Here is a 25,693-nt window from a genome sequence, read left to right as displayed (position 1 = left end):
CAATTGTGAAAAAAACTGTTAGAGATAACTGTATGATTGTTTGAGAAAATTGGTTGATAATTATTAATAAATGGCTATATCGGAGATAGGATGTATCAGCATATCAAAATGCCTGAAAAAGGCGATAAAATTCAAGTAAATAATGATCTTACCCTGAGTGTTCCCGATAATCCCATTATCCCCTTCATTGAGGGCGATGGAATTGGAGCGGACATAACACCTGTGATGCAAAAGGTGGTCGATGCAGCCGTCGCAAAAGCATACAACAATCGGCGCAAAATAGCCTGGATGGAAATTTACGCTGGAGAAAAATCAACGCGGATATATGGTCAGGATGTCTGGTTACCGGATGAAACACTGACTGCTGCTAAAGAATTTGTCGTCTCAATCAAGGGTCCGTTAACTACACCGGTCGGAGGCGGTATTCGTTCAATAAATGTTGCATTGCGGCAGGAACTGGACTTGTATATCTGTTTAAGGCCTGTCAGATATTTTAAGGGTGTTCCCAGTCCGCTTAAAAATCCCGAAAAAACGGATATGATAATTTTCAGGGAGAATTCGGAAGACATTTATGCAGGTGTCGAGTGGGAGGCCGAGACTGTTGAAGCCAAAAAAGTCATCAATTTTCTGACCCGGGAAATGGGAGTAGAAAAGATACGTTTTCCGAACACATCGGGAATTGGTATTAAACCGGTCTCAAGGGAAGGTACGGAACGGTTTGTAAGAAAGGCTATCCAATATGCTGTCGACAATCAAAAAAAATCTGTGACCCTGGTGCATAAAGGCAATATCATGAAGTTCACCGAAGGAGCATTCAAAAACTGGGGTTACGCACTTGCCAGCAGGGAATTCGGGGCGGAGTTATTGGATGGTGGACCTTGGATGAAATTGCCTCAGGATAAAGGTGGTATTATCATAAAAGATGTCATTGCAGATGCTTTCTTACAGCAGATTTTGTTGCGTCCTGAGGAGTATGATGTCGTAACGACTATGAATCTGAACGGTGATTATATTTCCGATGCGCTGGCAGCTCAAGTCGGCGGTATTGGAATTGCGCCCGGGGCCAATTTAAGTGATTCCGTTGCTATTTTTGAAGCGACACATGGCACGGCCCCTAAATATGCAGGCAAGGATCAGGTTAATCCCGGTTCCATTATTTTGTCAGCAGAGATGATGTTAAGGCATTTGGGCTGGACGGAAGCGGCTGAAATGATTATTCGGGGTATGGAAATCACAATCCAGGATGAAATTGTGACCTATGATTTTGCAAGGTTGATGCCTGGCGCACGCAAAGTATCCTGTTCGCAATTTGGTGAAGCGTTGATAGAACGTCTGCGCTAAAACAGAGTAACGATGAAGGAAACGGACAATACCAAGAATTAAAGCATCAAAAGTATCAAAAACCCCTTGCTGCATGAATCAGTCAAGGGGTAATCATGTTGCATTAATTTTGTATTTTAATTTTGATTATGGTCTGGCCACTGACGCTGCACCAGAAACTTATACAAAAGAACAGTTATAGTTTATGTGGATTGAATATTTGCAGCCTGTTTTCCTTTAGGCCCCTGAGTAACGTCAAAACTTACTTTTTGACCTTCCTTAAGGGTTTTGAATCCAGACATGTTTATGGCTGAAAAGTGGGCGAACAAATCTTCACTGCCATCGTCGGGTGTAATAAAACCAAAACCTTTAGAGTCATTAAACCATTTTACTGTACCTGTTGCCATTTCTACTTCCTATAATACGTTTAAGAAACCGGGCCGGAAACCCTAATACTATTTGAATTTCAAGGCCGCAAACGGCTATTCTAGGTACCGCAGTGAACTTGAAGCCAAACACCACATAGAGTTTTACGCAAAACGGATACTAAAGTCAAGCGGTTAAACAATTTTTATAAATTAATGCAGGATTAATGGTCTTAGCCACTTGAAAAAAATGTCGTAATCGTCAACCATTATGTGAGTCAGATTTTGTTGCGGTTTTTACTGTTTCACGATTACTGATTAAAATTGTTAGGAAGTTTGTCATGACGGAAAAAGATTTGGAAACCGTTATAAATACAAAGGAAAAGAATGAAATTAAAGTTCCTCCGATGTATAAGATTTTGTTGTTGAATGATGACTTTACACCAATGGATTTTGTAGTTGAGGTATTAAGATTGTTTTTTTCGATGGATCGAGAGCAGGCAACACAGGTTATGTTAAAGGTTCATACAGAAGGTGCTGCTGTATGTGGAGTCTACCCAAGTGACATTGCCAGCACTAAGGTTAACCAGGTTATTGAATTTGCACGCAGTAATCAACATCCGCTGAGATGTGTGATGGAGGAAAATTAAGATGATTGCTCCGGATTTGGAAGTGAGCTTACATATGGCTTTTGTCGAATCAAGGCAGAAGCGACATGAATTTATTACAGTGGAGCATTTATTGCTGGCGATGCTGGACAACGCCAGTGCAGCAGAAGTTTTAAATGCCTGTTTGATTGATCTTGAAGATTTGCGAGCGATTCTGTTAGACCACATTGCGCGGCATACTCCAATTATCAGCAGTGATTCTGAGGTGGATACCCAGCCGACTCTGGGTTTTCAGCGAGTTATACAGCGAGCTATTCTGCATGTTCAATCGTCAGGCAAGAAGGAAGTGACGGGTGCGAACGTTCTTGTCGCAATTTTTGGCGAAAAGGATTCGCATGCGGTTTATTATCTGCAACAGCGGGGGGTTACCCGACTTGATGTGGTAAATTACATTTCTCACAATATACGTAAAACACCGCAGGAAAATGAAAACAAGTCGGCGGGTGAAAATGAACAGGAGCAGGTACAGCAGGATCAGGGGCCAATCAGCAGTAACATGCTGGAAAACTATACAGTGAATCTCAATGTGCTGGCCTTGACCAATAAAATCGACCCCCTGATAGGCCGCGATCAGGAAATCGAGCGCGTCATACAGACATTGTGTCGCAGGCGCAAAAACAACCCGTTGCTGGTTGGTGAAGCAGGGGTCGGTAAAACAGCTATTGCAGAAGGGCTGGCCAAACGGATTGTTGACGGTGATGTACCTGAACTCCTGATCAATCATCAAATTTATGCACTGGATATGGGTTCATTACTGGCGGGCACAAAATATCGCGGTGATTTCGAACAGCGATTAAAGGCTGTACTCAAACAGTTAACAGACAATAACGATACAATTCTTTTTGTCGATGAAATTCACACCCTGATTGGCGCTGGCGCTGCATCCGGCGGTGTTCTGGATGCATCAAATCTGTTGAAGCCTGTGTTAAGTTCCGGGCAGTTGCGCTGCATCGGAGCAACGACATATACTGAATTTCGCGGTATCTTTGAGAAAGACCATGCTTTGTCGCGTCGTTTTCAGCCAATTGATGTCAATGAACCAAGTGTCAATGAAACTGTTGCCATTTTGCGCGGCCTGAAATCCAGATACGAATTGCACCATGATGTCAAATATACCAACAATGCACTAAGCCTGGCTGCCGAGTTGTCGGAACGCTATATTAATGATAGGCATCTGCCGGACAAGGCAATTGATGTAATTGATGAGGCCGGCGCTGTTCAGCGGATTATGCCAAAATCGAAAAAAAGAAAGATTATCGGCAAGACCGAGATTGAAAATGTTGTTGCCAAAATTGCACGCATTCCACCTCAAAACATTTCCGCTAATGACCGTAACCGTTTAAAAACACTGGAGCGTGATATGAAAGCGGTAGTATTCGGTCAGGATAAGGCGATCAATTCTTTGTGCGCTGCAATCAAGATGTCCAGAAGCGGTTTGGGCAATCCTCGCAAGCCCGTTGGTTCGTTCCTGTTTTCAGGCCCGACCGGTGTTGGCAAAACTGAAGTTGCGCGACAGCTCGCCTATACACTCGGTATTCAATTGCACCGTTTTGACATGTCAGAATACATGGAACGACATGCTGTATCCCGTCTGATAGGCGCACCTCCGGGTTATGTGGGCTTTGATCAGGGCGGTCTTTTGACCGAGACAGTGGTCAAGCATCCTTATTCCGTTTTGTTACTCGATGAAATTGAAAAGGCGCATTCGGACATATTCAATATTCTGTTGCAGGTTCTAGATTATGGTACTTTGACCGACAACAATGGCCGCAAGGCGGATTTCCGCAATGTCATCATAATCATGACAACAAATGCAGGCGCTGAATCACTCACCAAATCGACGATTGGATTTACCAAGCCGAAGCAGGCCGGTGATGAAATGGTTGAAATCAAACGTTTGTTCACCCCGGAATTCAGAAATCGCATTGACGCCATCATTTCATTTTCGGCACTGAATGAAGACGTGATATTGCAGGTTACCGATAAATTCCTGATGCAACTAGAAGAACAGTTGCAGGAGAAAAAAGTGGAAGCAACATTCACTGAACGCTTGCGGCGCTTCCTTGCGAAAAATGGCTTTGATCCACTGATGGGCGCACGACCAATGGAACGTCTTATTCAGGACACTATACGCAGGGCACTGGCTGATGAACTTTTGTTTGGGCGACTGGTAAATGGTGGTAAAGTAACTGTCGATATCGAACGTGACGATAAAGTGCAACTGATTTTCGAGGAAGAAATTGTAGAAGCATAAAATTGTTTTCACGAATTACGTGCATGCAAAATATCTGGTTCCACGTTTAGGCTGACATGGATCTTCATCATTGGATCTGTTAATGTGAATCCGGCAGATCATCATACAATCATTCAAAAATCTGTGATCATGTGGCGGGTTTTGCTTTTCGGCATTTTAATTGTGCTGTGTTTTAGCACAGGTCCGCAACCTGCCCATGCGCAATCAGGAACTTATCAATGGCGTTTGGCGATGTCGTGGCCGGAAGGGACGCCAATGCTGCATCATGCTGCAGCACGTTTTGCCAGAAATGTTGAAGTCATGTCCGGTGGCCGTTTCAGCATTACTGTAGATGCGCCTGGCAAACATAAGGCACCCCTTGAAATTCTGAGCATGGTACGTTCAGGCGCATATGAAATGGGGCACAGCGCATCGTATTACTACAAAGGAAAAGATCCGGCAACGACCTTTTTTACCACCACACCATTTGGTATGACGCCAACTGAAATGAATGCCTGGTATTACTATGGTGGCGGGCTGGAATTACTGAAGAAAGTGTATGCGCGGCATAATGTCGTTGCGTTTCCGGCTGGCAATACGCATATCCAGATGGGCGGCTGGTTCAGAAAGGAAATCAAGTCAGTACAGGACTTGAAAGGTTTAAAAATCCGTATGCCGGGTCATGCCGGTGAAGTTGTCGGAAGGGTTGGTATGAAGCCGGTCAGCGTGCCTCCCGGTGAACTCTATACCGCGCTGGAACGCGGTACTATCGATGCAGTCGAGTGGGCGGGTCCGGCCAACGACATCAAAATGGGTTTTCATAAAATTGCACCCTTTTATTATACGGGCTGGCATGAGCCGGGCGCTGAGCTGCATGTGTTTGTCAACAAGCAGAAATTCGATGCATTGCCGGATGATTTGAAAGCGATCATTGCAGTTGCAGCCAAAGAAGTATCGATCGATATACTTTCGGAATCGTTTTATCGCAATGTGCTGGCCTGGGAGGAAATGAAGCAACACAGCAACATTGTGATTCGAACGCTGCCGGATGACGTGCTGGAATTGTTCAAACAGGCAAATGACGATCTGCTTGATGAAATCGCAAGAAAATCGCAGTTGGCTAAAGAAGTCATTACCAGTCAGCGTGAATTTCTCAACAAAGCAAAAAACTGGACCATGATAACCGACGCCGATTATTTGCGTCTGAGATAACCTTTCTGTTATCTCAATTACAGTTTTTCAACCGTTTATATCACCAGAATAATCGCTAATGCAGACATCGCTGCGGCCTGAAATCTTATATTCTGCGTGCGACATTAATAATGGTAATATATGCGGTTTAACGGTTTTTATAATTTAAAAGGTCTGATAACACCATGTTTTCGCAGAATCATACGATAGCACACGCTGATCCAGAATTATGGCAAGCCATGCAAGGCGAGGTGCAGCGGCAGGAAGAATACATTGAATTAATTGCATCAGAAAATTATGCCAGCCCAGCGGTCATGCAGGCGCAGGGGTCGGTGCTGACAAACAAATATGCTGAAGGCTATCCCGGCAAGCGCTATTACGGCGGTTGTAATTATGTAGATGTTGTTGAGCAATTGGCGATAGACCGGGTAAAAGCACTGTTCGGCGCCGAGTATGTCAACGTACAGCCACATTCCGGTTCCCAGGCAAATGCGGCGGTATATCTGTGTGCACTTAAACCGGGTGATACACTGCTGGGTATGTCACTTGCGCATGGTGGCCATCTGACGCATGGTGCGACGGTCAACATGAGCGGTAAAATTTTCAATTCCGTTTCCTATGGTTTGCACCCCGAGACCGAGGAACTCGATTACGAACAGGTTGAAAAGCTGGCACAAGAACATAAACCCAAGATGATTGTGGCCGGCGCGTCTTCGTATGCGCGGGTTATCGACTGGAAACGCTTTCGTAAAATAGCCGATTCCATTGATGCTTACCTGTTTGTGGATATGGCTCATTACGCCGGTCTGGTAGCCGCCGGTTTTTATCCGAATCCGGTTGGTATTGCCGATTTTGTGACCAGCACGACGCATAAAACCCTGCGCGGTCCGCGCGGCGGAATTATCATGGCCAAGCCCGAGCACGAGAAAGCGCTTAACTCTGCGATTTTTCCACAAACGCAAGGTGGACCGCTGATGCATGTCATCGCAGCCAAGGCTGTTGCTTTTAAAGAAGCGGCGAGTAAAGAGTTCAAAAAATATCAGGAACAGGTTATAGAAAATGCACGTGTCATGGCGAAAGTGTTGAAGCAGCGTGGTTTGCGCATAGTATCCGGTAAAACCGATTGTCATATGTTTCTTGTTGATTTGCAGGCGATTCAGCTCACTGGTAAAGAGGCGGAAGCGGCGCTCGAACATGCGCATATCACCGTGAACAAAAATGCAATTCCCAATGATCCGCAAAAACCCTTTGTTACCAGCGGTATCCGTATTGGCACACCGGCAATGACCACCCGCGGATTCAGGGAAATCGAATCGGAGCAACTTGCAAACATGATTGCCGACGTGCTTGAAGCACCTAAAGATTCGGAGGTCATCACACGCGTTGCCAAAGATGCAAAAGCGCTGTGTGCAAAATTTCCGGTGTATGGAAAATAACGGAGTGTTTCCTGACTGAATATCGTTGAAAATTTTCGATTGTTCGTCTGGTAGCATGCATAGCCGGTTATGAAATGTCCTTTTTGTAATGCGGAAGATACCAGTGTTATCGATTCGCGGGTGAGTGAGGAAGGCAGCCGTATCCGTCGCAGACGGCGCTGCCCTGCTTGTGATAAACGTTTTACCACGTATGAAACAGTCGAGCTGCGTTTGCCCCAGGTCGTCAAACACGATGGTACACGGGCAGAATTCGATCGCAACAAACTGCTTACAGGGTTCAAGCGCGCTCTGCACAAGCGTCCGGTACCCACTAGCTATGTCGATGCGGCGATCGACCGCATCGTGCAGAAATACCTGAGCCTGGGCGATCGGGAAGTCTCTTCACGAAGCATCGGTGAAAGCGTCATGCAGGAACTGTACAAGCTCGATAAGGTGGCTTATATCCGGTTTGCGTCGGTATATAAAAGCTTTCAGGATGTTGACGATTTCCGCGACGCGATCCGCGAGGTCAATAAGGTGGGTACAATCAAAGCAGACACGCGTGTCAAAAACACCGGACAGGACCAACAGACTTCTTCATCAGCTGAAGATGAATAGCAAAATACAGTAATTCGAAGTACAGCCGAACCAAAAAACGTCATGTTTTCTTCCGAAGATTATATGCATATGGCGCATGCTTTACAGTTTGCGGAAAAGGGATTGGATACGACAACGCCGAATCCGCGCGTTGGATGTGTAATCACCCGTTACAATCAGGTTGTCGGCAGCGGCTGGCATGAACAGGCCGGCGCGGCGCATGCGGAAATCAACGCTCTGGCAGTGGCCGGAGAAAAAGCACGCGGCGCAACAGTTTATGTGACGCTTGAGCCTTGTTGCCATCAAGGAAGGACACCGCCATGCGTCGAAGCGTTAATCCGGGCTGCAGTCGCCCGTGTGGTGATAGCCATGGAAGACCCCAATCCGCTCATGTCGGGTAGCGGTATTGAGACATTGAAGCAGGTTGGCATTGCGGTTCAGTCAGGGTTGTTGCAGGAGCAGGCACGGGCGTTGAATCCCGGTTTTGTGAAACGCATGCAGCATGGCAAGCCGTGGGTACGGCTGAAGACCGCTGTCAGTCTTGATGGTAAAACCGCGCTGAACAACGGGCAGAGTCAGTGGATAAGCTGTGAGGCGGCACGTATCGACGGTCATCGCTGGCGAGCGCGTTCCTGCGCCATTCTGACTGGCATCGGCACCATTCTCGCTGACGATGCGCAACTGACTGTGCGGCACATTTCCGCATCGCGTCAACCCAAAAAAATCATTGTCGATAACCGCCTCGACATACCGCTGAATGCGAGCGTACTGCAGGGTGAAGATGTTTTTATATTTACCGCATCGACGGAAGAAACCAGTAAGACAAACATTCTGGAAAAAATGGGCACTACCCAGGTCATCGTTTTCGAAGGGTCGGGTGCCCGGGTTAATCTGGACCGAATGATGACAACCCTCGCAAAACTGGGTATGAACGAGATTCTGGTCGAGGCCGGCAGCAGGCTCGGCGGCGCTTTGATACAGGATGGCCTCGTCGATGAACTGATTATCTATATGGCACCCAGTTTACTCGGCAGCAATGCAAAAGGTATGTTTCAATTGCCAGAACTGGCCAGCCTGCAGCATAAAACTGCGTTAAACATTGAAGACGTGCGCATGATTGGAAGCGATGTCAGGATAATAGCGCGACTGTAATGTACTTTCATGAGACGGCTTCTTGCTTTTAAGCATGGGCCGGCTCATGCATAATACAGCCTGGCAAAATGAAAAGGGCTGTCATGAGCTGGAAGCAGCAATTAATCGATGTCGTATTTTTCAGCGGTCTGGGAACCGTGCTGGCAAAAGCTCTGCCGCAGCACTGGCAACGCCGTGCCAATGAGCGGCTGGGCGATTTTAATCCCTATTCTGTTATCGCAGGCAATCATGATTTGTTGCGTGCGGCGCGGCTGGCGTGGGTCATGGCAGCGCTGGAAGTGCTGGATACGGCCAAAGATAACGCACAGTCCAGTGGCAGAGAATTTGACCAAAAGAATGTAATCCTGCGTTTTGAGTCGGTAGCACGCCAAAGCCTGATTAAAATTAGATCCGATGCACTTGACCGGCGTACACATCCCGGTGACAGTCCGATTGACCATCACCTGGAAACAACCATCAATGGCACATCCGAATTCATATCACCGGGTGAGAGCCGTTCATTGGTTCAACCGTTAACCCTGGGCTTTGATCAAACAATTGCAGCGATAACCGGTTGGCCGGTAAATGAAATACCCGTCATGTTCAGACAGATTGCGCGAGACGGCCTTCCTACGGTGGATCAAGGTGCGAAGCGACCATTTGGCGAACTGGTGTTTGCCGCATTTGCGGAAATATTGAAAAGCCCGGATCAATACCCGGAAGCCTACCCTGCGTTTACTATCGCCACGCTGGATGCCACCCGCAAGCTTTCAGAGGAAATACTGATAGCTACACGGGGTATAGACGAGAAAGTGGATCAACTGATTGTACAGACCGACGCGTTGACTGTTTTTCAAACCGGCGCACAAACGTATCTCGAAGTGCTGCCACGGTTGCTGACCGGACAGGACCGGCTCGAAGCGCTGGCATTGTCAACGCAGCATGATGTTCAGGCGATCAAAGCAGATGCGGAAGAAATCAAGGATGTTTTATATCGTATCGAGCAAACCGCAAAATCGAATCCTGCCTCCAGCGAGGAAGTATTGCTGGCCGAATATTCAAAGCTGCTCGGCCGGCTTGATCGACGTGAATTCAGTCAAATACTTGATGAAGTCCCCAAAAGCCTGGAAGTTTATCGTGCACAGTGTATTGCCCGCTGGGCGCAACCCCGTTTCGCCTTGGACAAACAGTTTACACCGCTGACGCTGCTGCTTGACCGGGGTGACGGACAAGAAAACGAACGTTACCGGAGAAGTCAGTCATACCATGACCTGCGCGATATTCTGAGCGTATTGGATGCACGCAATGAGCCGGTAGTTGTCGTGACCGGCGGGCCGGGCAGTGGCAAAAGCACATTGCTGCGCCGTCTGGAGCTCGATCTGGCAAGCCAGGCGCTGCGTTTGGTGGATGGTGCTGCAGAAGCAGCACCATTGACACTTTTTCTGTCGTTGAATACTTATGGTCAACGCGGACGTGAAATTCCTGATCCTGCCGGCTGGGTTGCGGCGTACTGGTCGAAGAAGACAGGCGGCCTGCTCGATTTTGATATGTTGTTGCGTCGGCCGCTGGTTTTGCTGCTCGATGGCCTGAACGAGATGCCGCATGCGGATCGGGCGGATTATGATGCGCGGCTGGCGGCCTGGAAGGGTTTCTTGAACGATATGGCGCTCAGTCATCCAAGTGTGCGCGTCATTTTCAGTTGCCGCACGCTCGATTACGGCAGTAAATTGACCACCAAAGACCTGCCACGGGTGCCGCAGGTGGAAATCATGCCGTTAGACGATTCGCGGGTTGATAAGTTTCTGAAAAAATACGCGCCGGGCACTGCTGCTCACATATGGGAACAACTCAGGAATTCGGCACAGCTCGATTTGTACCGATCGCCTTACTATCTCAGACTGCTGATCGACCAGACGGATGACGGTCAAATACCCGAAGGCCGGGCCGCCTTGTTTACCGGATTTGTGCGCGCCATGCTCAAGCGTGAAATGGATACCGACAATGTCCGTTTGCGCAGCGGTGAATGGCTGCTGACGGCGCGCGATCTGAGACGCGTCGGACAATGGCGCAGCGCCTATGAGCTGCCCGATCGTGGCATCCTGTTTAGAGCGCTGGCAGACCTGGCGTTTCGATTGCAGACGCGGCGCAACGATGGCGACACGGGCAATACCGGTAACAAAATGCAGGTGCGCGTCGATATTGACGATGCGCTCGACTGCTTATCGACTTTGATAGCCGATGAGCGGCAGCAGGAACATCTGCTCACCGCCGCGGTTGATCTGCAGATCCTCGATATGCCCAATGACGATGTGCTGTTTGTTCACCAGTTGCTGCAGGAATATTTTGCAGCACGGCATCTGGCTGTGGCAGTGAATCAGGCAGGACATGCTGCAGCGCTGGCCGCATTCACCGATCTCGCCAGGATCGCATGGCGTGAGACCGATATTTCGCCGACTGTGCGTGAACAACTCGCAACCCTGCCGCGCTCGGGTAAATTGCCCGATCTGCCGACGACCGGCTGGGAGGAGACTTTTATGCTCGCGGCGGCAATGGTGGACGCGCCCGATGGTTTTCTGCAAGCGCTGGCCGCAGTCAATCTGCCACTCGCAGGGCGGTGCGCGGCGCAGCCGGATGTGACAGTTTCTGACGATGTATGCGGCGATTTGCAGCAACGGCTGGTTGCTCGCAGCCGTGATCCGGTTGCCGATTTGCGCGCGCGTATTCATGCCGGTGATGCGCTCGGACGGCTGGGCGATCCGCGTTTTGAGTCGGGGCAAGATGCGTATGGCCGATATTTGCTGCCGCCGATGGTTGAGGTCAAAGGCGGAATTTATAGCATCGGCAGCGATGAAGGAATCAAAACCGACGAAGCGCCGCGGCATGAAGTCGAGCTGGCGGCATTTGCATTGGGACAGTTTCCGGTCACCAACGCGGAGTTCAAATGTTTTATCGACGCCGGGGGTTATGACGATGAACGCTGGTGGGACACGCCGCAGGCGCAGCGCTGGCAGCGCGGCGACGGCACTGGTGAGGGAAATCGAGAAAACTGGCGTACATGGCGTGACCGGTTTAAAAACGATACGACATTTTTTACACAGGTTACTAATGAACAGGCCTGGACTGAAGAACAGGTTCGGCAATGGAAGGGTTATATAGAGATGACCGACGAAGCGTTTGAAGCTGTGATAAAGAATAATTTGCCGGACCAGCGGTATACGCTGCCTGCGTATTGGAACAATTCCGGACTTAATGCGCCCGGTCAACCGGTTGTGGGTATATGCTGGTTTGAAGCGCGCGCGTATTGCGCGTGGTTGCGCGCGCAAACGGGACAAAACTATCGGCTGCCGACCGAAGCGCACTGGGAAGCCGCTGCAAGCGGTATGGCGGGCAGGCGTTATCCGTGGGGTGAAACGTTCGAGGCAACACTCTGCAATACGGTTGAAACCCGGTTGCGACGTGTGACACCGGTCGGCGTATTTCCATGCGGCGACACGCCGCCGTCAGCTTCAGGAAGCGGTATTGCGGATTTGTCGGGCAATGTGTGGGAATGGACTGACAGTGGTTATCAGGCTTATCCGTACCGCACTGATGACGGACGCGAAGCGGCCGATAGCGGTGCGGCGCGTGTTATTCGCGGTGGTTCGTGGCTCAACGGCGGCAGGGTCGTCCGTTCTGCTAGCCGCCTCAGGAGCCACCCTGCCGAGCGTAACCCCGATCTTGGCTTCCGTCTTGCCCTGGGTCATTGAGCCGGGCAGGACAGGCAGGACCTGCCGTCAGCCACCATTTGGCAGTCGCGCGACGGCGTGCGCGAGGGACAAATGGAGGATGGTGGCGTGGCGCGGTGCAATAAGCGGGTTCGTTGCCGGTTTGACGTTGGTGTTCCGCTTGTTTTTTTATGCAGCCTGTTTTTTCTCGTACACGAACCGGCCTTCGCCCTTGACGATGTTGCGTACAAACGATTCGAACATCAGCAGCGTCCACAGCGGCGCGCTGTAGTCGCGTCTGCCGGACTGGTGGTGCTCGACCAGTTCTTCAAGATAGGTCCGGTTGAAGATGCCGGTTTCTGCAAGTACCGGGCCCAGAACGGCGTCGCGTACACGCTGGCGCAAAGGGCCGCGGAACCAGTCGGCGAGCGGTACCGAAAATCCCATTTTGTTGCGGTAAAGAATATTGTCGGACAGGTACGGCTCCAGCGCTTTTTTGAAAATATACTTGCCTTCGCCGTCCTTGAGCTTGATCGAAGCGGGCAGGGTGGAGATCCACTCGACCAGTTCATGGTCGAGTAGCGGCACCCGGACTTCGAGTGCGTGTGCCATGCTTGCGCGGTCGACTTTGGTGAGGATATCGCCGACCAGATAGGTTTTCATGTCGAGATACTGCACGCGCGACAGCGCATCGTCGGTCGGGCATTGTTCGGCATAAGACCGCAAGACATTGACCGCCTGATACGCTTGCAGGTCGTTTCTGAACGCGGGTGCGAACAAGCGTTGGCGCATGGCGTCGCTCATGATTGAAACGCTGTGGAAATAGCCCTCGACGGCATCGCGTGCGAGTGCTTCAAATGTGGCCTTGGCGCGAAACATGCGCGGCGCCCAGTCGGCCTTGGGATAGACATGGCCAAGAAAACCGAACAGCGGCTTGCGGATTGACAGCGGCAGTGTGGCACGCATTTTTTCTTCGAGCATATGCCAGCGGTAACGGCGGTAGCCGGCAAAATTTTCATCGCCGCCGTCGCCGGACAATACCACGGTGACGCGTTCACGGGCCAGTTCGCAGACGCGGTAAGTGGGCAGCGCGGAACTGTCGGCATACGGCTCGTCATACAGCAGCGCCAGCTTGTCGATCAGGTCGAAATCGTCATGTTCGACCTGTTTAACATGATGATTGGTACGGTAGCGGTCGGCGACTTCCTGCGCGTAGCGCGATTCGTTGAATGCGGGATCACCAAACGATATCGAACAGGTGTTGACAGGCTCGTTCATGATACCGCTCATCATTGCCACTACCGCGCTTGAATCGACACCGCCGGACAAAAATGCGCCAAGCGGCACTTCCGTCATCAGGTGAATGTCGACCGATTCGCGCAGTTTGGCAATCAGTGACTCCTGAACCTCGGATTCGTCGATGGTGTCCTGCCGGTTAAACGGCACGTCCCAGTATTGCTTCGGCTGCAGCTGTGTTTGTCCGCGCTGTACGGTGAGCATGAATCCCGGCGACAGTTTTCGCGCCTGCCTGAAGATGGTTTTCGGTTCCGGAATATAACCATAGGCGAAATAGTCTTCAACCGCGCAGGGATCCATTTCCCGGCTCAGTGCCGGGTGTGCGACCAGCGCCTTGAGTTCGGACGAGAAAATGAGTTGTCCGTTATCCAGCAGCGCGTAATAAAGCGGTTTGATGCCGAGACGGTCGCGTGCCAGAAACAGGGTCTGGCGATTTCTGTCCCAAAGCCCGAAAGCGAACATGCCACGGAAATGGTTGACGCACTGTTCACCCCATTCCTCCCAGGCATGCACGATCACTTCAGTGTCGCAATGGGTCTTGAACTGATGCCCGGCTTCGGTCAGCTGTTTGGCAAGCATCCGGTAGTTGTAGATTTCACCGTTGAAGACGACAACCACGCTGTCGTCTTCATTAAACAGCGGTTGCTGCCCGCTGGCGACATCCATGATAGACAGGCGGCGATGCCCCAGTCCGAGTCCGGGCTCGATATACACCTCGCCTTCGTCCGGACCGCGGTGTACCTGGGTCTGGTTCATTTGAACCAGTTGTTGCCGGTCGATTGTGCCGTTGCCGTGCGTATCAAACAGACCTACTATTCCACACATGTCGTTAACTCGCTTAAAATCATTTTTGTAAAGGGTATCAGTCGCAATTCCCGAATAGCCATGTGTTAATCCCGGAATTGTTGCAAGCCGCGTATTCTACGCAAGATTTTATCTGTCCTCCAGATCATTTTTGTCCGGCGGCAGCTGAAATGATAGCCGCTGACAGATAACTTTAAGAACCAAATAATGATGGTTTTTGTGGCTATATCCCTGTTTCGGATGGTTTTTTCTGCCTCGCGGTGCACTGTAAACGGCGTATCATTTATTGTGATTGTCATGCAAGGAGAAAGAACCGTGAATATTCATGTGATTGGCCAACGTATTGCAAAAATACTCAATTAGGCTTTGCTGCTATTCCAAAGCAGTTTGCTTGACGTCCGTTAAGCGCCAGTTTCAATGTTGTTTCCCGGCAGGAACTGATTTTTAGATCAGAGTATTATTGTAGTTTAGTCAATGGTGCGGATTCTGTGTCTTAAATGGTTGGAACAATCGGATATATAATAATATCGATAATAATTATTATTTGTAATCAATAAGTTAATTTTGTATTTATTGTAATAGGTGATTATAATGTGGCTTGTTTCCGGTTTTAACCTGTTTATTTTGTGATGTTGCAGTTCTTGTTTTCGTGTCTGCCGTGCGGCTTTTGCAACAATGTAGAACCGAGAGTGAACGGCTAGCAGCTGTGCCGCCGTGAACCGTAAATGGAAAGCGTTATTTGCAGTTAATTTGTTTTTTTGAAGGAGAATTGCATGAAAGGAAATGCCAGAATCATCGATACGCTAAATACGTTGCTGGCAGCTGAGTTGACAGCCATGGATCAATATTTTACGCATTCGCGCATGTATGAAGACTGGGGATTCAGCAAGCTTTATGAACGTATCGATCATGAAATGGACGATGAGAAACAGCATGCGGACCAGTTGATTAAACGAATTCTTTTTCTTGAGGGAGTGCCTGCGGTAGGCAACCGCAGTGCGTTAAGAATAGGGAACGACGTGCCGGCAATGCTGAAAAACGACCTGGAACTTGAGCGCGAGGTTATTGTTGCGCTGCGCGATGCTATCGCTGCCTGCGAGCAGGAACAGGATTACCAGACCAGGGAAATCCTGGAAACGCTACTGGCCGAGACTGAAGAGGATCATGCCTATTGGCTGGAGAAACAACTCGGTCTGATTGAAAAAATCGGATTGCACAATTATTTACAATCGCAAATGTAGTCGCCCGTACGTGAACTGACAATGGGTGTGACCGGATTTTGCGCAGCGTAGGCGCATTGAGTATGGTTACAGTATACCGTTTTCTTCAGTGTTCGGTTTGGCGCATGAAAAAAAGAATGGGAACCAACCCTGCCAGTACCAGTGTCAGTGCGGGTAAGGCGGCCTGTTCCCATTCTCCCTCGGAAGTCATTTCAAAGATTCGTACAGCCAGCGTATCCCACCCAAAAGGGCGAGTCATCAGCGTTATTGGCATTTCCTTCATAACGTCAACGAATACCAGCGCCGCGCCGGTGAAAATACCAGATTTGAGCATGGGTATATGAATTTTTCGAATCATGGCCCAGCCATGCAGACCCATGCACATGGCGGCTTCTTCTATACTGGGTGTGATCCGCTGCATGGCGCCGTTAATCGGATAGTGACTGACGGCCATAAAGCGGATCAGATACGCCAGCAGCATGATGATGAATGTACCCTGAATCAAGAGGCCCGTTTCCACCTCGAACAATGCAGAAGCCAGATCACTGAGACGGGCATCGAGCCAGCTCAGCGGTATGAAAATTCCAATGGCAAGTACCGCGCCGGGTAACGCATAGCCGATGGTAGCGGTACGTACGGCCAGTTGCATGGTGTGTCCGGGAAAACGGCGCGCAGCGTAAACAATCATGATAACGGTGCAACAGGTAATCAGGGCTGCCATGCTGGAAAGTGATACCGAATGCCAGAGAAACTCTAGATAGCGATTCAGGTCAAAGTCCGTTGCGAACGATTGTATTGTCCAGTGTAACAGCTGCCCGACTGGCAGCACGAAAGCAAGAAACCAGACCGCCGCAATTACACCGGTAATGCACCAGCGGTAGCGTTTGGCTGGATAAATGCGGTTCGCCCGTTCGCTTTTTCTGGTTTCTGCATAACGCATGCGTGAACGGAACTGCTGCTCGAGAACGACAATGACAAAAACGATTAATATCAGCAAAGATGCCAGTTGGGAGGCCGCCGTCAATGAAAACAGGCTGAACCACGCTTTATAGATAGCAGTGGTGAACGTATCGTAATTGAACACCGCAACGGTGCCGAAATCGGCCAGCGTTTCCATTAGGACCAGCATCAGCCCGCCGGCAATCCACGGACGTGCCATAGGCAGCGCGACTTTATAAAAACCGGCGCGCTGTGTATGGCCCAATGACTGCGCTACTTCCAGCGACCGCTTTCCCTGACTGATGAATGCATTGCGCGCTAGCAGATACACATAGGGATAAAACGCAAGCGACATGACTATTATAACGCCGCCGGTGCTGCGAATGTCCGGAAACCATCTCAGATCGGAATCCAGCCAGCTGCGCAGCAAGGTCTGAACGGGACCGGTAAAATCAAACAATCCCAGCGCAACAAAGGCGGTGACATAGGCCGGAATTGCCAGCGGCAGCAGCAGTGCCCAGGTGAAAAAACTACGACCGGGAAATTCATAAACCGCTGTAAACCAGGCCAGGCTGACGCCCAGTAAGCCCGTACCAGTCAGAACACCCAGTGCCAGCCAGAAGGTATTTGTCAACAGTAGCGGTAGAGTATTTTCTACCAGATGTTCCCAGATATCACCCGTTGGTGTGAGCAGGGACGACATGACCACGCCAACTGGAATGATGACCAGCACTGCGGCCAGAAACGGAATCAGTCGCCAGCCAGCAATCACATGTTCATCAGATTAAACATTTTAAAATGATAGGCTACGCTTATCGGTAACCTGCACGATCCATCAGTTTGACTGCCGCGGCTTGCAGTTCACCGGCCTTGACCAGATTAATGCTGCTTTGTACAAAGCGTCCCCAGGATGCGACAATGGGGTCGGGTGCAATATTTGGGTTGACCGGATATTCCATGTTAACTTCGGCAAACAGTTTTTGTGCTTGAATGGACGATAAAAACTCAAGCAACTGTTCCGCTGCTTGCGGATTTTTACCGTAACGCGTCAGACCTGCACCTGAAATATTTACGTGAACACCGCCACTATGTTCACTCTTCTGGTTGGGCCAGAAAATAGCCAGTGGCAAATCCGGATTTTTTTGAAGCAGGCGTCCGAGGTAATACGAATTGACAATCGTCAAGTCGCACCGGCCTCCCGCGACAAATTCCATGGCGCGCGTATCGTCGGATAGCGGGTCTGTTGCCAGATTGGATACCCAGCCTTTCACAATTTTCTCGGCTTCAGCTTCACCATGTTCGGCGATCATCATCGCAACCAGGGATTGATTATAGACTTTTTTGGATGTGCGCAGGCAAAGGCGGTTTTTCCATTTGGGATCGGCAAGGTTCTCATAAGTGGACAATTCGTCGGGATCGACTTTATCGGTATTGTAAACAATCGTACGTGCTCGTATGGATAACCCGAACCACTCGTTATCTGGATCGCGCAAATGCAGAGGTATGTTGGATTTGAGTATTTGCGAATCAAACGGCCTGAGGACACCAGCCTGTGCCGCAGCCCACAAGTTTCCGGCATCTGCCGTGATCAACATGTCAGCGGGTGTATTCTTGCCTTCCGCTTGAAGACGGGCGAGTAAGGCGCCTTCTTTGTCTGTGGTAAATTTGACCTTGATCCCGGTTTTTTCGGTAAACACGTCAAACATGGGTTTGATAAGTTGCTCTATTCTGGCCGAGTAAACGACGACTTGCTCGGCGTGGACCGGGTTGGTTATAAACAAAGAGAGCGCGGCGAATACAGTCAGTAAAATATATTGAAATTTAAGATTTGGAATTTGCATAAGGTTTCCAAAATGAACAAAATGAAGTTGCATAGCTTGTTATCAATGGGTGTAACTATATTACGGATAGGAGCAATTATCAATCAGCCTTGTTTAAAGCTGTCTCTGGGAGTGAAGAGGGGTTTGAATTTCGCCGAAAGATAACGTCCCAGACCGCGTGTCCCAGTTTAATACCACGTTTCTCGAATTTGGTTACAGGCCTGTACGCCGGCCGGTTTGCATATTGGCTGGCAGTATTATACAGCAGACGTTCGTTATTCAGTACTGCGATCATATGCTGGGCGTATTCTTCCCAGTCAGTTGCCAGATGCACGTACGCCCCTTGCTTAAGAAGTTTGCAAAGATGGTTGACAAATGACGGTTGAATTAATCGACGTTTGTGATGTTTTGCCTTGGGCCATGGATCGGGGAAAAAAATATGCACGCCGTCAAGAGACATGGGTGACAGCATATGTTGCATGACTTCTACGGCATCGTGTTGAATAATGCGCAGATTGGTAAGTCCGCGTGTTTCGATCTGGTTTAGCAGGCTGCCAACGCCGGGTGTATGTACCTCAACCGCCAGATAATCCCGGTCGGGGTGGGTATAGGCAATGTCAGCCGTTGTTTCACCCATACCGAAGCCGATTTCGAGTATTTTGGGTGCTTGTCTGCCGAACACACTTTCCAGTTTGATTTGTTCACGTTTGAAAGGAATGCCGTACTTGGGCAGCAGTGTTTCACAGGCGCGGCGCTGTGCGTTAGAAATTCTACCCTGGCGCAGAACAAAACTGCGAATGGTGTGAATCATAATCAGATGCGATTGTTCTGAGGCTACTGTGATGGTGCGCTGGCAATCACGCCTTCAACCGGTGAACTCGGGCTGGCGGTATACATTTTTTTTGCCATGCGACCGGCAAGATAGGCCTCGCGACCGGCTTCGACGGCTTTGCGCATTGCTGACGCCATCAATACCGGATTATGTGCAGCGGCAATGGCTGTATTCATCAGCACGCCGTCGCAACCAAGTTCCAGCGCTATGGCTGCATCGGATGCTGTGCCGACACCAGCATCTACGAGCACCGGGACTCTGGCGTTATCGATTATGATTTGCAGATTCCACGGATTCAGTATTCCCATACCGGATCCGATTAATGAAGCCAGTGGCATAATGGCAACGCAGCCGATTTCTTCCAGCTGTCTGGCTGCAATCGGGTCGTCGGATGTATAAACCATTACATCAAAGCCTTCCTTGACCAGTATTTCCGCTGCTTTGATCGTCTCCACGATATTTGGATATAGCGTCCTAGGGTCTCCTAGCACTTCCAGTTTGACCAGTGCGTGGCCGTCGAGCAATTCTCTGGCCAGACGTAATGTGCGGACTGCGTCATCGACCGTGTAGCAACCTGCCGTGTTGGGCAGCAGTGTATATTTAGACGGGGGGACGCTGTCCAGCAGGTTGGGTTCGTCGGCATGTTGGCCGATATTGGTGCGGCGGATCGCAACGGTGATGATTTCCGCGCCGCTGGCTTCAATGGCGGCACGTGTTTCTGAAAAATCTTTATATTTGCCTGTGCCGACCAGGAGTCTTGAAGAATAGGTTTTTCCGGCAATGATTAGGTTATCCATGAAATACTGTATTGAGCTGAATCATAATTGAGTGGACTAACAGTTATTCGCGCGATACGAAAACTTTCAGGTTTTGAATGGTCACCCGGTACGGGAAAAGGTACATACAGACAGGTAACACGGTGAGTTATACAGTGTTAGCCGCCACCGACAGCAACGACAACTTCAAGACGGTCACCGTCAGTCAGAAACTGTTCGGCAAACTGGCTGCGTGGCACGATTTCGCCGTTTCGCTCAATGGCGATGCGCTTGCCTTTTAAGTTGTTTTCGTCAACAAACTGCTCAATATTTATCGGCTGGTTGAACTGGCGGGTTTCGCCATTGATTGTGATATGTATCATTTCGAAAAAATTTCAGAATCAATCGACTGAATGTAGAATTCACGTAACGCGATGTATTTTATCATGAGGGATAAAAGTGGTGAAAGTTCAGTGCATGGTTTGTCGTTTATGTTGCTGCTGGGACGGGCGCCAGTCTTAAAATCTGTGGAAATAAACAATGATTATGTCATGATTTGTTGTAATTGCGGATAAATCCAGTCAATTTCCTGGCTGGACCGTCTGGGACCGGCAGGCTGAAAGCTACTGTAGCCGGACAGTTCTTTCGGAGGAATGTAACCCGCAACCGTTTCAAGTTCTGCAAGACGGATGCCCTGTCTGGCCAGATAAACCAGGTAAGTATGCCGCAATGCACCGGCGCTGATTTCGCCGTTTTCAGACAAATCTGCATCAGCAATCGCACAAGTAAGCAAAGCAGTCAGGTCTTCTACAGACAACGGATCTCCGGATGAGTGAGTCAATTTACAGGCGGTGTTTTCAAAAAGCGATTTTAAGGCAGGGCTCAATGGTAGCGTTCTGGGCGTTATGCCGCGGATTGTCAGTCTTTTCTTGTCAAAATCGATATCCTCCTGTTTAATTGCTGCAATTTCCTCCAAAGTTGCGCCGCTGAGCAGCAGTGCAATCAACAGTTTTTCCCTGTGACCGGCACTGTGAAGTAACATGCTGATTTGCTGCGTGGAAATTTCCTGTGGCAGCGGTCTGTTCAGGGCAGGGTTCTGCTGCGGTAGGGCATCAAAAGGTTGTCGCTGCATTTCCAGGGAATCCGGATTGATACGACGGTCGTACAAATGTACGCCTGACAGATTGACGATCGGTTTCGGCTCGGTTTTCCGAGTAAGAAATTCGGCAATCCAGACGCAAAACAGACCAAAAATAATCGACGCGATTACGGCGATTCCCGTATCGCGCAAATAATCAGGACGTATGGGTGTACCGGGTAAAAAAGCGCGTTCGATGACATCGACCTGGGGATATTTGCCTGCGTATTTGGTTTCAATCTGAACCAGTCGTTCCTGCGTTTCACGATAAAGTGCTTCCAGCGCTTCAAGATCTCCTTTTAACGCTTCATGTTCTGTGAAACGGGTCGAAAAAACGGTCGCCTTTTTTTTATGTACATTGAGTTGCTGACGTATTTCATCGGCAGTCTGCTTGGCCGCTGTATATTCCTGCTGCGCGTCGGATTGAACGACCGTCTGGCCGTGCTGACGCATGCGCTTGATTTCTGCTTCAAGCGCACCGAGTTGCTCGGGAATGACTTTGAGCGCAGGCGATAAGTTTAGATATTCCTGTGTGTAGCGGAGATTCAACTCTGCCAGTTGCTGCCGCAATTCCTGTGCCCGGTCTTCAAGCAGGCTCAGAGTGCGCGTGTCTTCCTGCGGTACCACGGCTTGTCCGCGTTCAATCGCTTTATTGATTGCATCCAGCTTTGCTTTGGCCTTGACTTCATCTTCGCTGGCATCGTTTAACGCCTCGTTCAGTCCTTTCAATCGTGCCAGTGCTTCGTTTTCTTCACGCTCAATGGAAGCAATATCATGCTCATGTCTGAATTGGTCAAGTTCGACGCGTTTTACCTGGATTTTTTTGGCCAACCCGTCAAGCTCGTCCTGAATAATTTGAGTGGTGTCACCCAACAAACGGGAGACCTCTGCTGCTCTGGCATCCAGATATACGTCTATCCATGTGTTAATCAGTAGGGGTAATGTCTTCGCGTCGGCACCCTCGGCCACCATTTCTATCAGATTGGTTTCGGCGACTGGCCTGACATCAAGCATCTGCCGAATATCACCTGTATTTAGATTGATCTGATTGCCAGTATTATTGACAGTCTTCAAACGTCTTGACGTTTCAGCCAGCAATTCGGAGCCCAGCAGTATCTGTTTTTGGATGGCAACATGTTGAATATCGGCATCGCTGCTTGGTGAATCTATTGCAGTTTTGGCAACCGTCAAGAGTGTCGCATAACTTTGATAAACAGGTGAGCGTAAAAATACATAACCTAGCGATAAACCGATACTGATCAAAAAGGCAATGGTAAAAATAATAAATCGACGGGATTTATGCCACGGTTTTGTGTCATGCCGGGGTGATTGCCAGTATTCGCTGGCTTCATTGGCGGAAAATACTGTTTCCTGAGGTAAGCGGTTAGACATGTTCTGCAAGGCAATACGCTTTTTCTGGATTATTTATATTCTAACAGGGTTTAACAGTTTCACGTTTGCTTGGTAAGCGAAAGCTTTTCATTGTTTACTGGAACAAAATAGTAAAACGAACACCGCTCGCTGTTTGTTCCGACCAAAAGTCAAAGGGTTGATCATTCACTCCGGTAAATCAAAATCAACGAAATTCGGCTTTTTCGCACGTGCATATTTAATCCAGTCAGCCTTCACAGTGTAAATATTATGACTTGTATCATGAAGTATAACAGACTAAACTTGTTAGCAGTGAAGCGCATCTGGATTGCTTTGCACCAATCACAATAGGGTTTCATGCATGGAAGCGAAACTTTTAAAAAAACAACGCCCCAAGCATCTCAATCTGTTCAAAATCAGTCAACCATTACCGGCCATCGTTTCGATCATGCATCGTATCAGTGGTGTATTGCTTTTTTTTCCGGGTATACCGCTGTTGCTCTATGGTCTGCAGATGTTGCTTGAGTCAACAGATAGTTTTGAGGCATTACACGCGTTTATACAGAACCCGCTTGTAAAAGGCCTGATTCTTATGTTTGTCTGGTTTGGCTTGCATCATCTGTGTGCGGGTATACGCTATCTTGCGTTGGATTTGCATTATGGCATCGCACTTACCCATGCGCGAGCAAGCAGCAAATGGGTGCTGGCTGTAAGTGTTACGCTGACGCTGGCTGTAGGAATTTCCTTATGGTAAAACGGAATGACCGTATTGTTACGGGTGCGCACTACGGCATAAAAGATTGGCTGGTGCAGCGTGTGACAGCCGTACTGATGACAGCCTATATAATTTTGTTTGCTGTGGTTGTCTGGATTTCATCACCGCTGGATCAGGCAAAGTGGGTGGCTATTTTCGGTCATCAATGGATGCGTATCGCTTCTTTTCTCTTTCTGGTCTCGTTAATGTGGCATGCCTGGGTGGGTGTTCGCAATGTGCTGATGGATTATATCAAGCCAGTGTCAGTCCGTCTGACACTGCAGATTCTGGTAATTGTCTCCCTGCTGGTATACCTAGTGTGGGCTGTTGAAATTTTATGGAGCTGATGTGGCGGTTGTAACAAGAAAATTCGATGTTGTAATTGTTGGCGCAGGCGGAGCGGGTATGCGTGCAGCATTGCAATTATCCGAGGCCGGACTTAAGGTTGCCGTGTTATCCAAGGTTTTCCCAACCCGGTCGCATACCGTATCAGCGCAGGGTGGTATAGCGGCTTCACTGGGTAATGTGACAGACGATCACTGGCATTGGCATATGTATGATACCGTTAAGGGCTCTGATTATCTCGGAGATCAGGATGCGATTGAATTCATGTGTCGTCAGGCCAGTGAAGTAGTGTACGAGCTGGAGCATTTTGGCATGCCGTTTGATCGCCTGGAGAACGGAAAAATTTACCAACGCCCATTTGGAGGTCAATCCCAGCATTTTGGTGGTGCGCAGGCCACGCGCTCCTGCGCAGCTGCGGATCGTACCGGTCATGCGCTTCTCCATACACTTTATCAGCGCAATGTCAGTGCCAATACCCAGTTTTTTGTCGAATGGATGTGTCTTGATCTGGTTCGTGACCTTATTGGAGATGTGCTGGGCGTTGTGGCGATGGAAATGGAAACCGGCGAGGTCATGGTTTTGCAGGCAAAAGCCACTTTATTCGCCACCGGTGGTGGCGGGCGCATTTTTCAGGCCAATACCAATGCGCTGACGAATACCGGTGACGGGTTGGGTATCGCGGCTCGTGCAGGCATTCCGCTCGAAGATATGGAATTCTGGCAGTTTCATCCAACCGGTATTCATGGTGTTGGAGTATTGATCAGCGAAGCGGTAAGAGGGGAAGGCGGTTACCTGATCAACCGGAATGGTGAGCGTTTTATGGAACGTTACGCTCCCAATGCCAAGGATCTTGCCAGTCGTGATGTAGTTGCACGGGCAATGACGATTGAGATCAAGGAAGGACACGGCTGCGGCGACGAAAACGATCATTTGCTGCTGAAGCTTGATCATTTGGGTGCAGATATCATCAAGACTCGATTGCCTGGAATTCGAGAACTCGCAATGAAATTCGCACACGCCGACCCGATTCATGATCCCATCCCCGTGGTGCCGACAGCACATTATATGATGGGTGGCATTCCGACAAATTTTTTTGGGCAGGTAGTTGCCCCTTACAAAACAGGACCGGAAGAAATCGTGACAGGTTTCTATGCAGTAGGTGAGTGTGCTTGTGTCTCGGTCCACGGGGCCAATCGACTCGGCACGAATTCCCTGCTGGATATTATCGTTTTTGGGCGCGCAGCAGCCAATCAGATTATTGAGGACCTGAAAAGAAATACGCACCACAAGCCTCTGCCTGCCGATGCTGCCGAAATGACGATGGCCAGACTTGAACGCCTGGAAACCCAAACGGATGGTGAAAATGTTGCGCAGGTAACTGATGCATTATGCAAGACAATGCAAACTTATTGTGGCGTATTTCGTTTTGAGGATACATTGAAACAGGGCGTACAAAAAATCAGGGAAGTGGCGGACCGTGTGAATTGTACAGAGATCAAAGATAAGAGCAAAATATTCAATACAGCCCGTATCGAGGCATTGGAACTCGATAATATGAAAGAGGTTGCAATGGCGACAATGGTATCCGCCGAAGCGCGGTGTGAAAGCCGAGGTGCGCATGCACGCAACGATTATCCGGATCGTGATGATGACAACTGGCTGAAACACTCGCTGTTCTTTAGTGAAGGTAGTCGCCTAGATTACAAACCTGTTCGTCTCAAGCCGCTGACAGTGGATTCGTTTCCTCCCAAAAAAAGAACTTACTAGCGCTGTATAATCGCTGATATCCATCCCC

Annotated in this window: 20 protein-coding genes; 12 read left to right on the top strand and 8 right to left on the bottom strand. The window is 49.3% G+C overall.

What is annotated here, in order from left to right; all coding sequences use genetic code 11:
• The first annotated feature begins 90 nt into the window (after positions 1-90).
• The gene (icd, locus tag BMY62_RS10410; protein ID WP_090659343.1) at positions 91-1,341 is read left to right on the top strand and encodes an NADP-dependent isocitrate dehydrogenase; all 1,251 of its coding nucleotides are present in this window, start codon (positions 91-93) and stop codon (positions 1,339-1,341) included.
• 182 nt (positions 1,342-1,523) lie between these two features.
• On the opposite strand, the gene BMY62_RS10405 is transcribed toward icd, so the two are convergent.
• Positions 1,524-1,727, bottom strand: a complete 204-nt coding sequence (locus BMY62_RS10405; protein ID WP_090330630.1) for a cold-shock protein — start codon at positions 1,725-1,727, stop codon at positions 1,524-1,526.
• A gap of 299 nt (positions 1,728-2,026) precedes the next feature.
• Here BMY62_RS10405 and clpS point away from each other — a divergent pair, with 299 nt between their 5' ends.
• The 7 genes from clpS to BMY62_RS10370 all read left to right on the top strand — a co-directional run bounded on the left by clpS (position 2,027) and on the right by BMY62_RS10370 (position 12,666).
• Entirely contained in the window at positions 2,027-2,335 is a 309-nt protein-coding gene (clpS, locus tag BMY62_RS10400) for an ATP-dependent Clp protease adapter ClpS (RefSeq protein WP_090659340.1), read from the top strand.
• Between the two features lies 1 nt (position 2,336).
• Entirely contained in the window at positions 2,337-4,607 is a 2,271-nt protein-coding gene (gene clpA, locus BMY62_RS10395; protein WP_090659337.1) for an ATP-dependent Clp protease ATP-binding subunit ClpA, read from the top strand.
• Between the two features lie 162 nt (positions 4,608-4,769).
• Positions 4,770-5,798, top strand: coding sequence for a TRAP transporter substrate-binding protein (locus tag BMY62_RS10390; RefSeq protein ID WP_256207557.1), 1,029 nt, complete (start codon positions 4,770-4,772; stop codon positions 5,796-5,798).
• Positions 5,799-5,962: 164 nt separating this feature from the next.
• Complete coding sequence (gene glyA / locus BMY62_RS10385; RefSeq protein WP_090659334.1) at positions 5,963-7,213, top strand: serine hydroxymethyltransferase; 1,251 nt, start codon at positions 5,963-5,965, stop codon at positions 7,211-7,213.
• A gap of 69 nt (positions 7,214-7,282) precedes the next feature.
• Positions 7,283-7,810: a transcriptional regulator NrdR gene (gene nrdR / locus BMY62_RS10380; protein WP_256207556.1), complete on the top strand. Its 528-nt coding sequence runs from the start codon at positions 7,283-7,285 to the stop codon at positions 7,808-7,810.
• Positions 7,811-7,852: 42 nt separating this feature from the next.
• Positions 7,853-8,941 (top strand): bifunctional diaminohydroxyphosphoribosylaminopyrimidine deaminase/5-amino-6-(5-phosphoribosylamino)uracil reductase RibD, encoded by a 1,089-nt coding sequence (gene ribD, locus BMY62_RS10375; protein ID WP_090659330.1) that lies wholly within the window; start codon positions 7,853-7,855, stop codon positions 8,939-8,941.
• Positions 8,942-9,024: 83 nt separating this feature from the next.
• The gene (locus tag BMY62_RS10370) at positions 9,025-12,666 is read left to right on the top strand and encodes an SUMF1/EgtB/PvdO family nonheme iron enzyme (protein WP_177170356.1); all 3,642 of its coding nucleotides are present in this window, start codon (positions 9,025-9,027) and stop codon (positions 12,664-12,666) included.
• Positions 12,667-12,813: 147 nt separating this feature from the next.
• Here BMY62_RS10370 and BMY62_RS10365 read toward each other — a convergent pair whose 3' ends face one another.
• Positions 12,814-14,745 carry an XrtA/PEP-CTERM system amidotransferase gene (locus BMY62_RS10365; RefSeq protein ID WP_090659324.1) on the bottom strand — a complete coding sequence of 644 codons (1,932 nt, stop codon included), beginning with the start codon at positions 14,743-14,745 and terminating at the stop codon, positions 12,814-12,816.
• Positions 14,746-15,497: 752 nt separating this feature from the next.
• On the opposite strand from BMY62_RS10365, the gene bfr reads away from it, so the two are divergent.
• Positions 15,498-15,965 carry a bacterioferritin gene (gene bfr, locus BMY62_RS10355; RefSeq protein WP_090659318.1) on the top strand — a complete coding sequence of 156 codons (468 nt, stop codon included), beginning with the start codon at positions 15,498-15,500 and terminating at the stop codon, positions 15,963-15,965.
• Positions 15,966-16,050: 85 nt separating this feature from the next.
• Here bfr and BMY62_RS10350 read toward each other — a convergent pair whose 3' ends face one another.
• The 6 genes from BMY62_RS10350 to BMY62_RS10325 all read right to left on the bottom strand — a co-directional run bounded on the left by BMY62_RS10350 (position 16,051) and on the right by BMY62_RS10325 (position 22,820).
• Positions 16,051-17,652, bottom strand: coding sequence for an ABC transporter permease (locus tag BMY62_RS10350; protein WP_256207558.1), 1,602 nt, complete (start codon positions 17,650-17,652; stop codon positions 16,051-16,053).
• Between the two features lie 43 nt (positions 17,653-17,695).
• Positions 17,696-18,724 (bottom strand): extracellular solute-binding protein, encoded by a 1,029-nt coding sequence (locus BMY62_RS10345; RefSeq protein ID WP_090659378.1) that lies wholly within the window; start codon positions 18,722-18,724, stop codon positions 17,696-17,698.
• A 79-nt stretch (positions 18,725-18,803) separates the two neighbouring features.
• Positions 18,804-19,514, bottom strand: a complete 711-nt coding sequence (gene trmB, locus BMY62_RS10340; protein WP_090659315.1) for a tRNA (guanosine(46)-N7)-methyltransferase TrmB — start codon at positions 19,512-19,514, stop codon at positions 18,804-18,806.
• 23 nt (positions 19,515-19,537) lie between these two features.
• Positions 19,538-20,332: a thiazole synthase gene (locus BMY62_RS10335; RefSeq protein ID WP_090659312.1), complete on the bottom strand. Its 795-nt coding sequence runs from the start codon at positions 20,330-20,332 to the stop codon at positions 19,538-19,540.
• 137 nt (positions 20,333-20,469) lie between these two features.
• Entirely contained in the window at positions 20,470-20,673 is a 204-nt protein-coding gene (thiS, locus tag BMY62_RS10330) for a sulfur carrier protein ThiS (protein WP_090659309.1), read from the bottom strand.
• 161 nt (positions 20,674-20,834) lie between these two features.
• Positions 20,835-22,820: a tyrosine-type recombinase/integrase gene (locus BMY62_RS10325; protein ID WP_090659307.1), complete on the bottom strand. Its 1,986-nt coding sequence runs from the start codon at positions 22,818-22,820 to the stop codon at positions 20,835-20,837.
• 340 nt (positions 22,821-23,160) lie between these two features.
• On the opposite strand from BMY62_RS10325, the gene sdhC reads away from it, so the two are divergent.
• From sdhC to sdhA, 3 genes are read left to right on the top strand one after another with little or no spacing between them, the layout of a single operon-like run.
• Positions 23,161-23,553 carry a succinate dehydrogenase, cytochrome b556 subunit gene (gene sdhC / locus BMY62_RS10320; RefSeq protein ID WP_090659304.1) on the top strand — a complete coding sequence of 131 codons (393 nt, stop codon included), beginning with the start codon at positions 23,161-23,163 and terminating at the stop codon, positions 23,551-23,553.
• A complete protein-coding gene (gene sdhD / locus BMY62_RS10315) occupies positions 23,547-23,900 on the top strand; it encodes a succinate dehydrogenase, hydrophobic membrane anchor protein (RefSeq protein ID WP_090659301.1) in 354 nt (117 codons plus the stop codon). The genes sdhC and sdhD overlap by 7 nt, the downstream gene beginning before the upstream one ends.
• Position 23,901: 1 nt before the next feature.
• Positions 23,902-25,665: a succinate dehydrogenase flavoprotein subunit gene (gene sdhA, locus BMY62_RS10310; RefSeq protein WP_090659298.1), complete on the top strand. Its 1,764-nt coding sequence runs from the start codon at positions 23,902-23,904 to the stop codon at positions 25,663-25,665.
• Positions 25,666-25,693: the final 28 nt, after the last annotated feature.

This window comes from Nitrosomonas marina (assembly GCF_900111605.1).
Lineage (GTDB): Bacteria > Pseudomonadota > Gammaproteobacteria > Burkholderiales > Nitrosomonadaceae > Nitrosomonas > Nitrosomonas marina_A.
Note: the sequence above shows the minus strand (reverse complement) of the source record. Positions and strands in the feature narration are given on the sequence as shown.

What these genes read in the sequence shown, in the direction of transcription:
- icd (WP_090659343.1), top strand. Translation starts at nt 91, where the DNA reads ATGTATCAGCATATCAAAATGCCTGAAAAAGGCGATAAAATTCAAGTA.
- BMY62_RS10405 (WP_090330630.1), bottom strand. Translation starts at nt 1,727, where the DNA reads ATGGCAACAGGTACAGTAAAATGGTTTAATGACTCTAAAGGTTTTGGT.
- clpS (WP_090659340.1), top strand. Translation starts at nt 2,027, where the DNA reads ATGACGGAAAAAGATTTGGAAACCGTTATAAATACAAAGGAAAAGAAT.
- clpA (WP_090659337.1), top strand. Translation starts at nt 2,337, where the DNA reads ATGATTGCTCCGGATTTGGAAGTGAGCTTACATATGGCTTTTGTCGAA.
- glyA (WP_090659334.1), top strand. Translation starts at nt 5,963, where the DNA reads ATGTTTTCGCAGAATCATACGATAGCACACGCTGATCCAGAATTATGG.
- nrdR (WP_256207556.1), top strand. Translation starts at nt 7,283, where the DNA reads ATGAAATGTCCTTTTTGTAATGCGGAAGATACCAGTGTTATCGATTCG.
- ribD (WP_090659330.1), top strand. Translation starts at nt 7,853, where the DNA reads ATGTTTTCTTCCGAAGATTATATGCATATGGCGCATGCTTTACAGTTT.
- BMY62_RS10370 (WP_177170356.1), top strand. Translation starts at nt 9,025, where the DNA reads ATGAGCTGGAAGCAGCAATTAATCGATGTCGTATTTTTCAGCGGTCTG.
- BMY62_RS10365 (WP_090659324.1), bottom strand. Translation starts at nt 14,745, where the DNA reads ATGTGTGGAATAGTAGGTCTGTTTGATACGCACGGCAACGGCACAATC.
- bfr (WP_090659318.1), top strand. Translation starts at nt 15,498, where the DNA reads ATGAAAGGAAATGCCAGAATCATCGATACGCTAAATACGTTGCTGGCA.
- BMY62_RS10345 (WP_090659378.1), bottom strand. Translation starts at nt 18,724, where the DNA reads ATGCAAATTCCAAATCTTAAATTTCAATATATTTTACTGACTGTATTC.
- trmB (WP_090659315.1), bottom strand. Translation starts at nt 19,514, where the DNA reads ATGATTCACACCATTCGCAGTTTTGTTCTGCGCCAGGGTAGAATTTCT.
- BMY62_RS10335 (WP_090659312.1), bottom strand. Translation starts at nt 20,332, where the DNA reads ATGGATAACCTAATCATTGCCGGAAAAACCTATTCTTCAAGACTCCTG.
- thiS (WP_090659309.1), bottom strand. Translation starts at nt 20,673, where the DNA reads ATGATACATATCACAATCAATGGCGAAACCCGCCAGTTCAACCAGCCG.
- BMY62_RS10325 (WP_090659307.1), bottom strand. Translation starts at nt 22,820, where the DNA reads ATGTCTAACCGCTTACCTCAGGAAACAGTATTTTCCGCCAATGAAGCC.
- sdhC (WP_090659304.1), top strand. Translation starts at nt 23,161, where the DNA reads ATGGAAGCGAAACTTTTAAAAAAACAACGCCCCAAGCATCTCAATCTG.
- sdhD (WP_090659301.1), top strand. Translation starts at nt 23,547, where the DNA reads ATGGTAAAACGGAATGACCGTATTGTTACGGGTGCGCACTACGGCATA.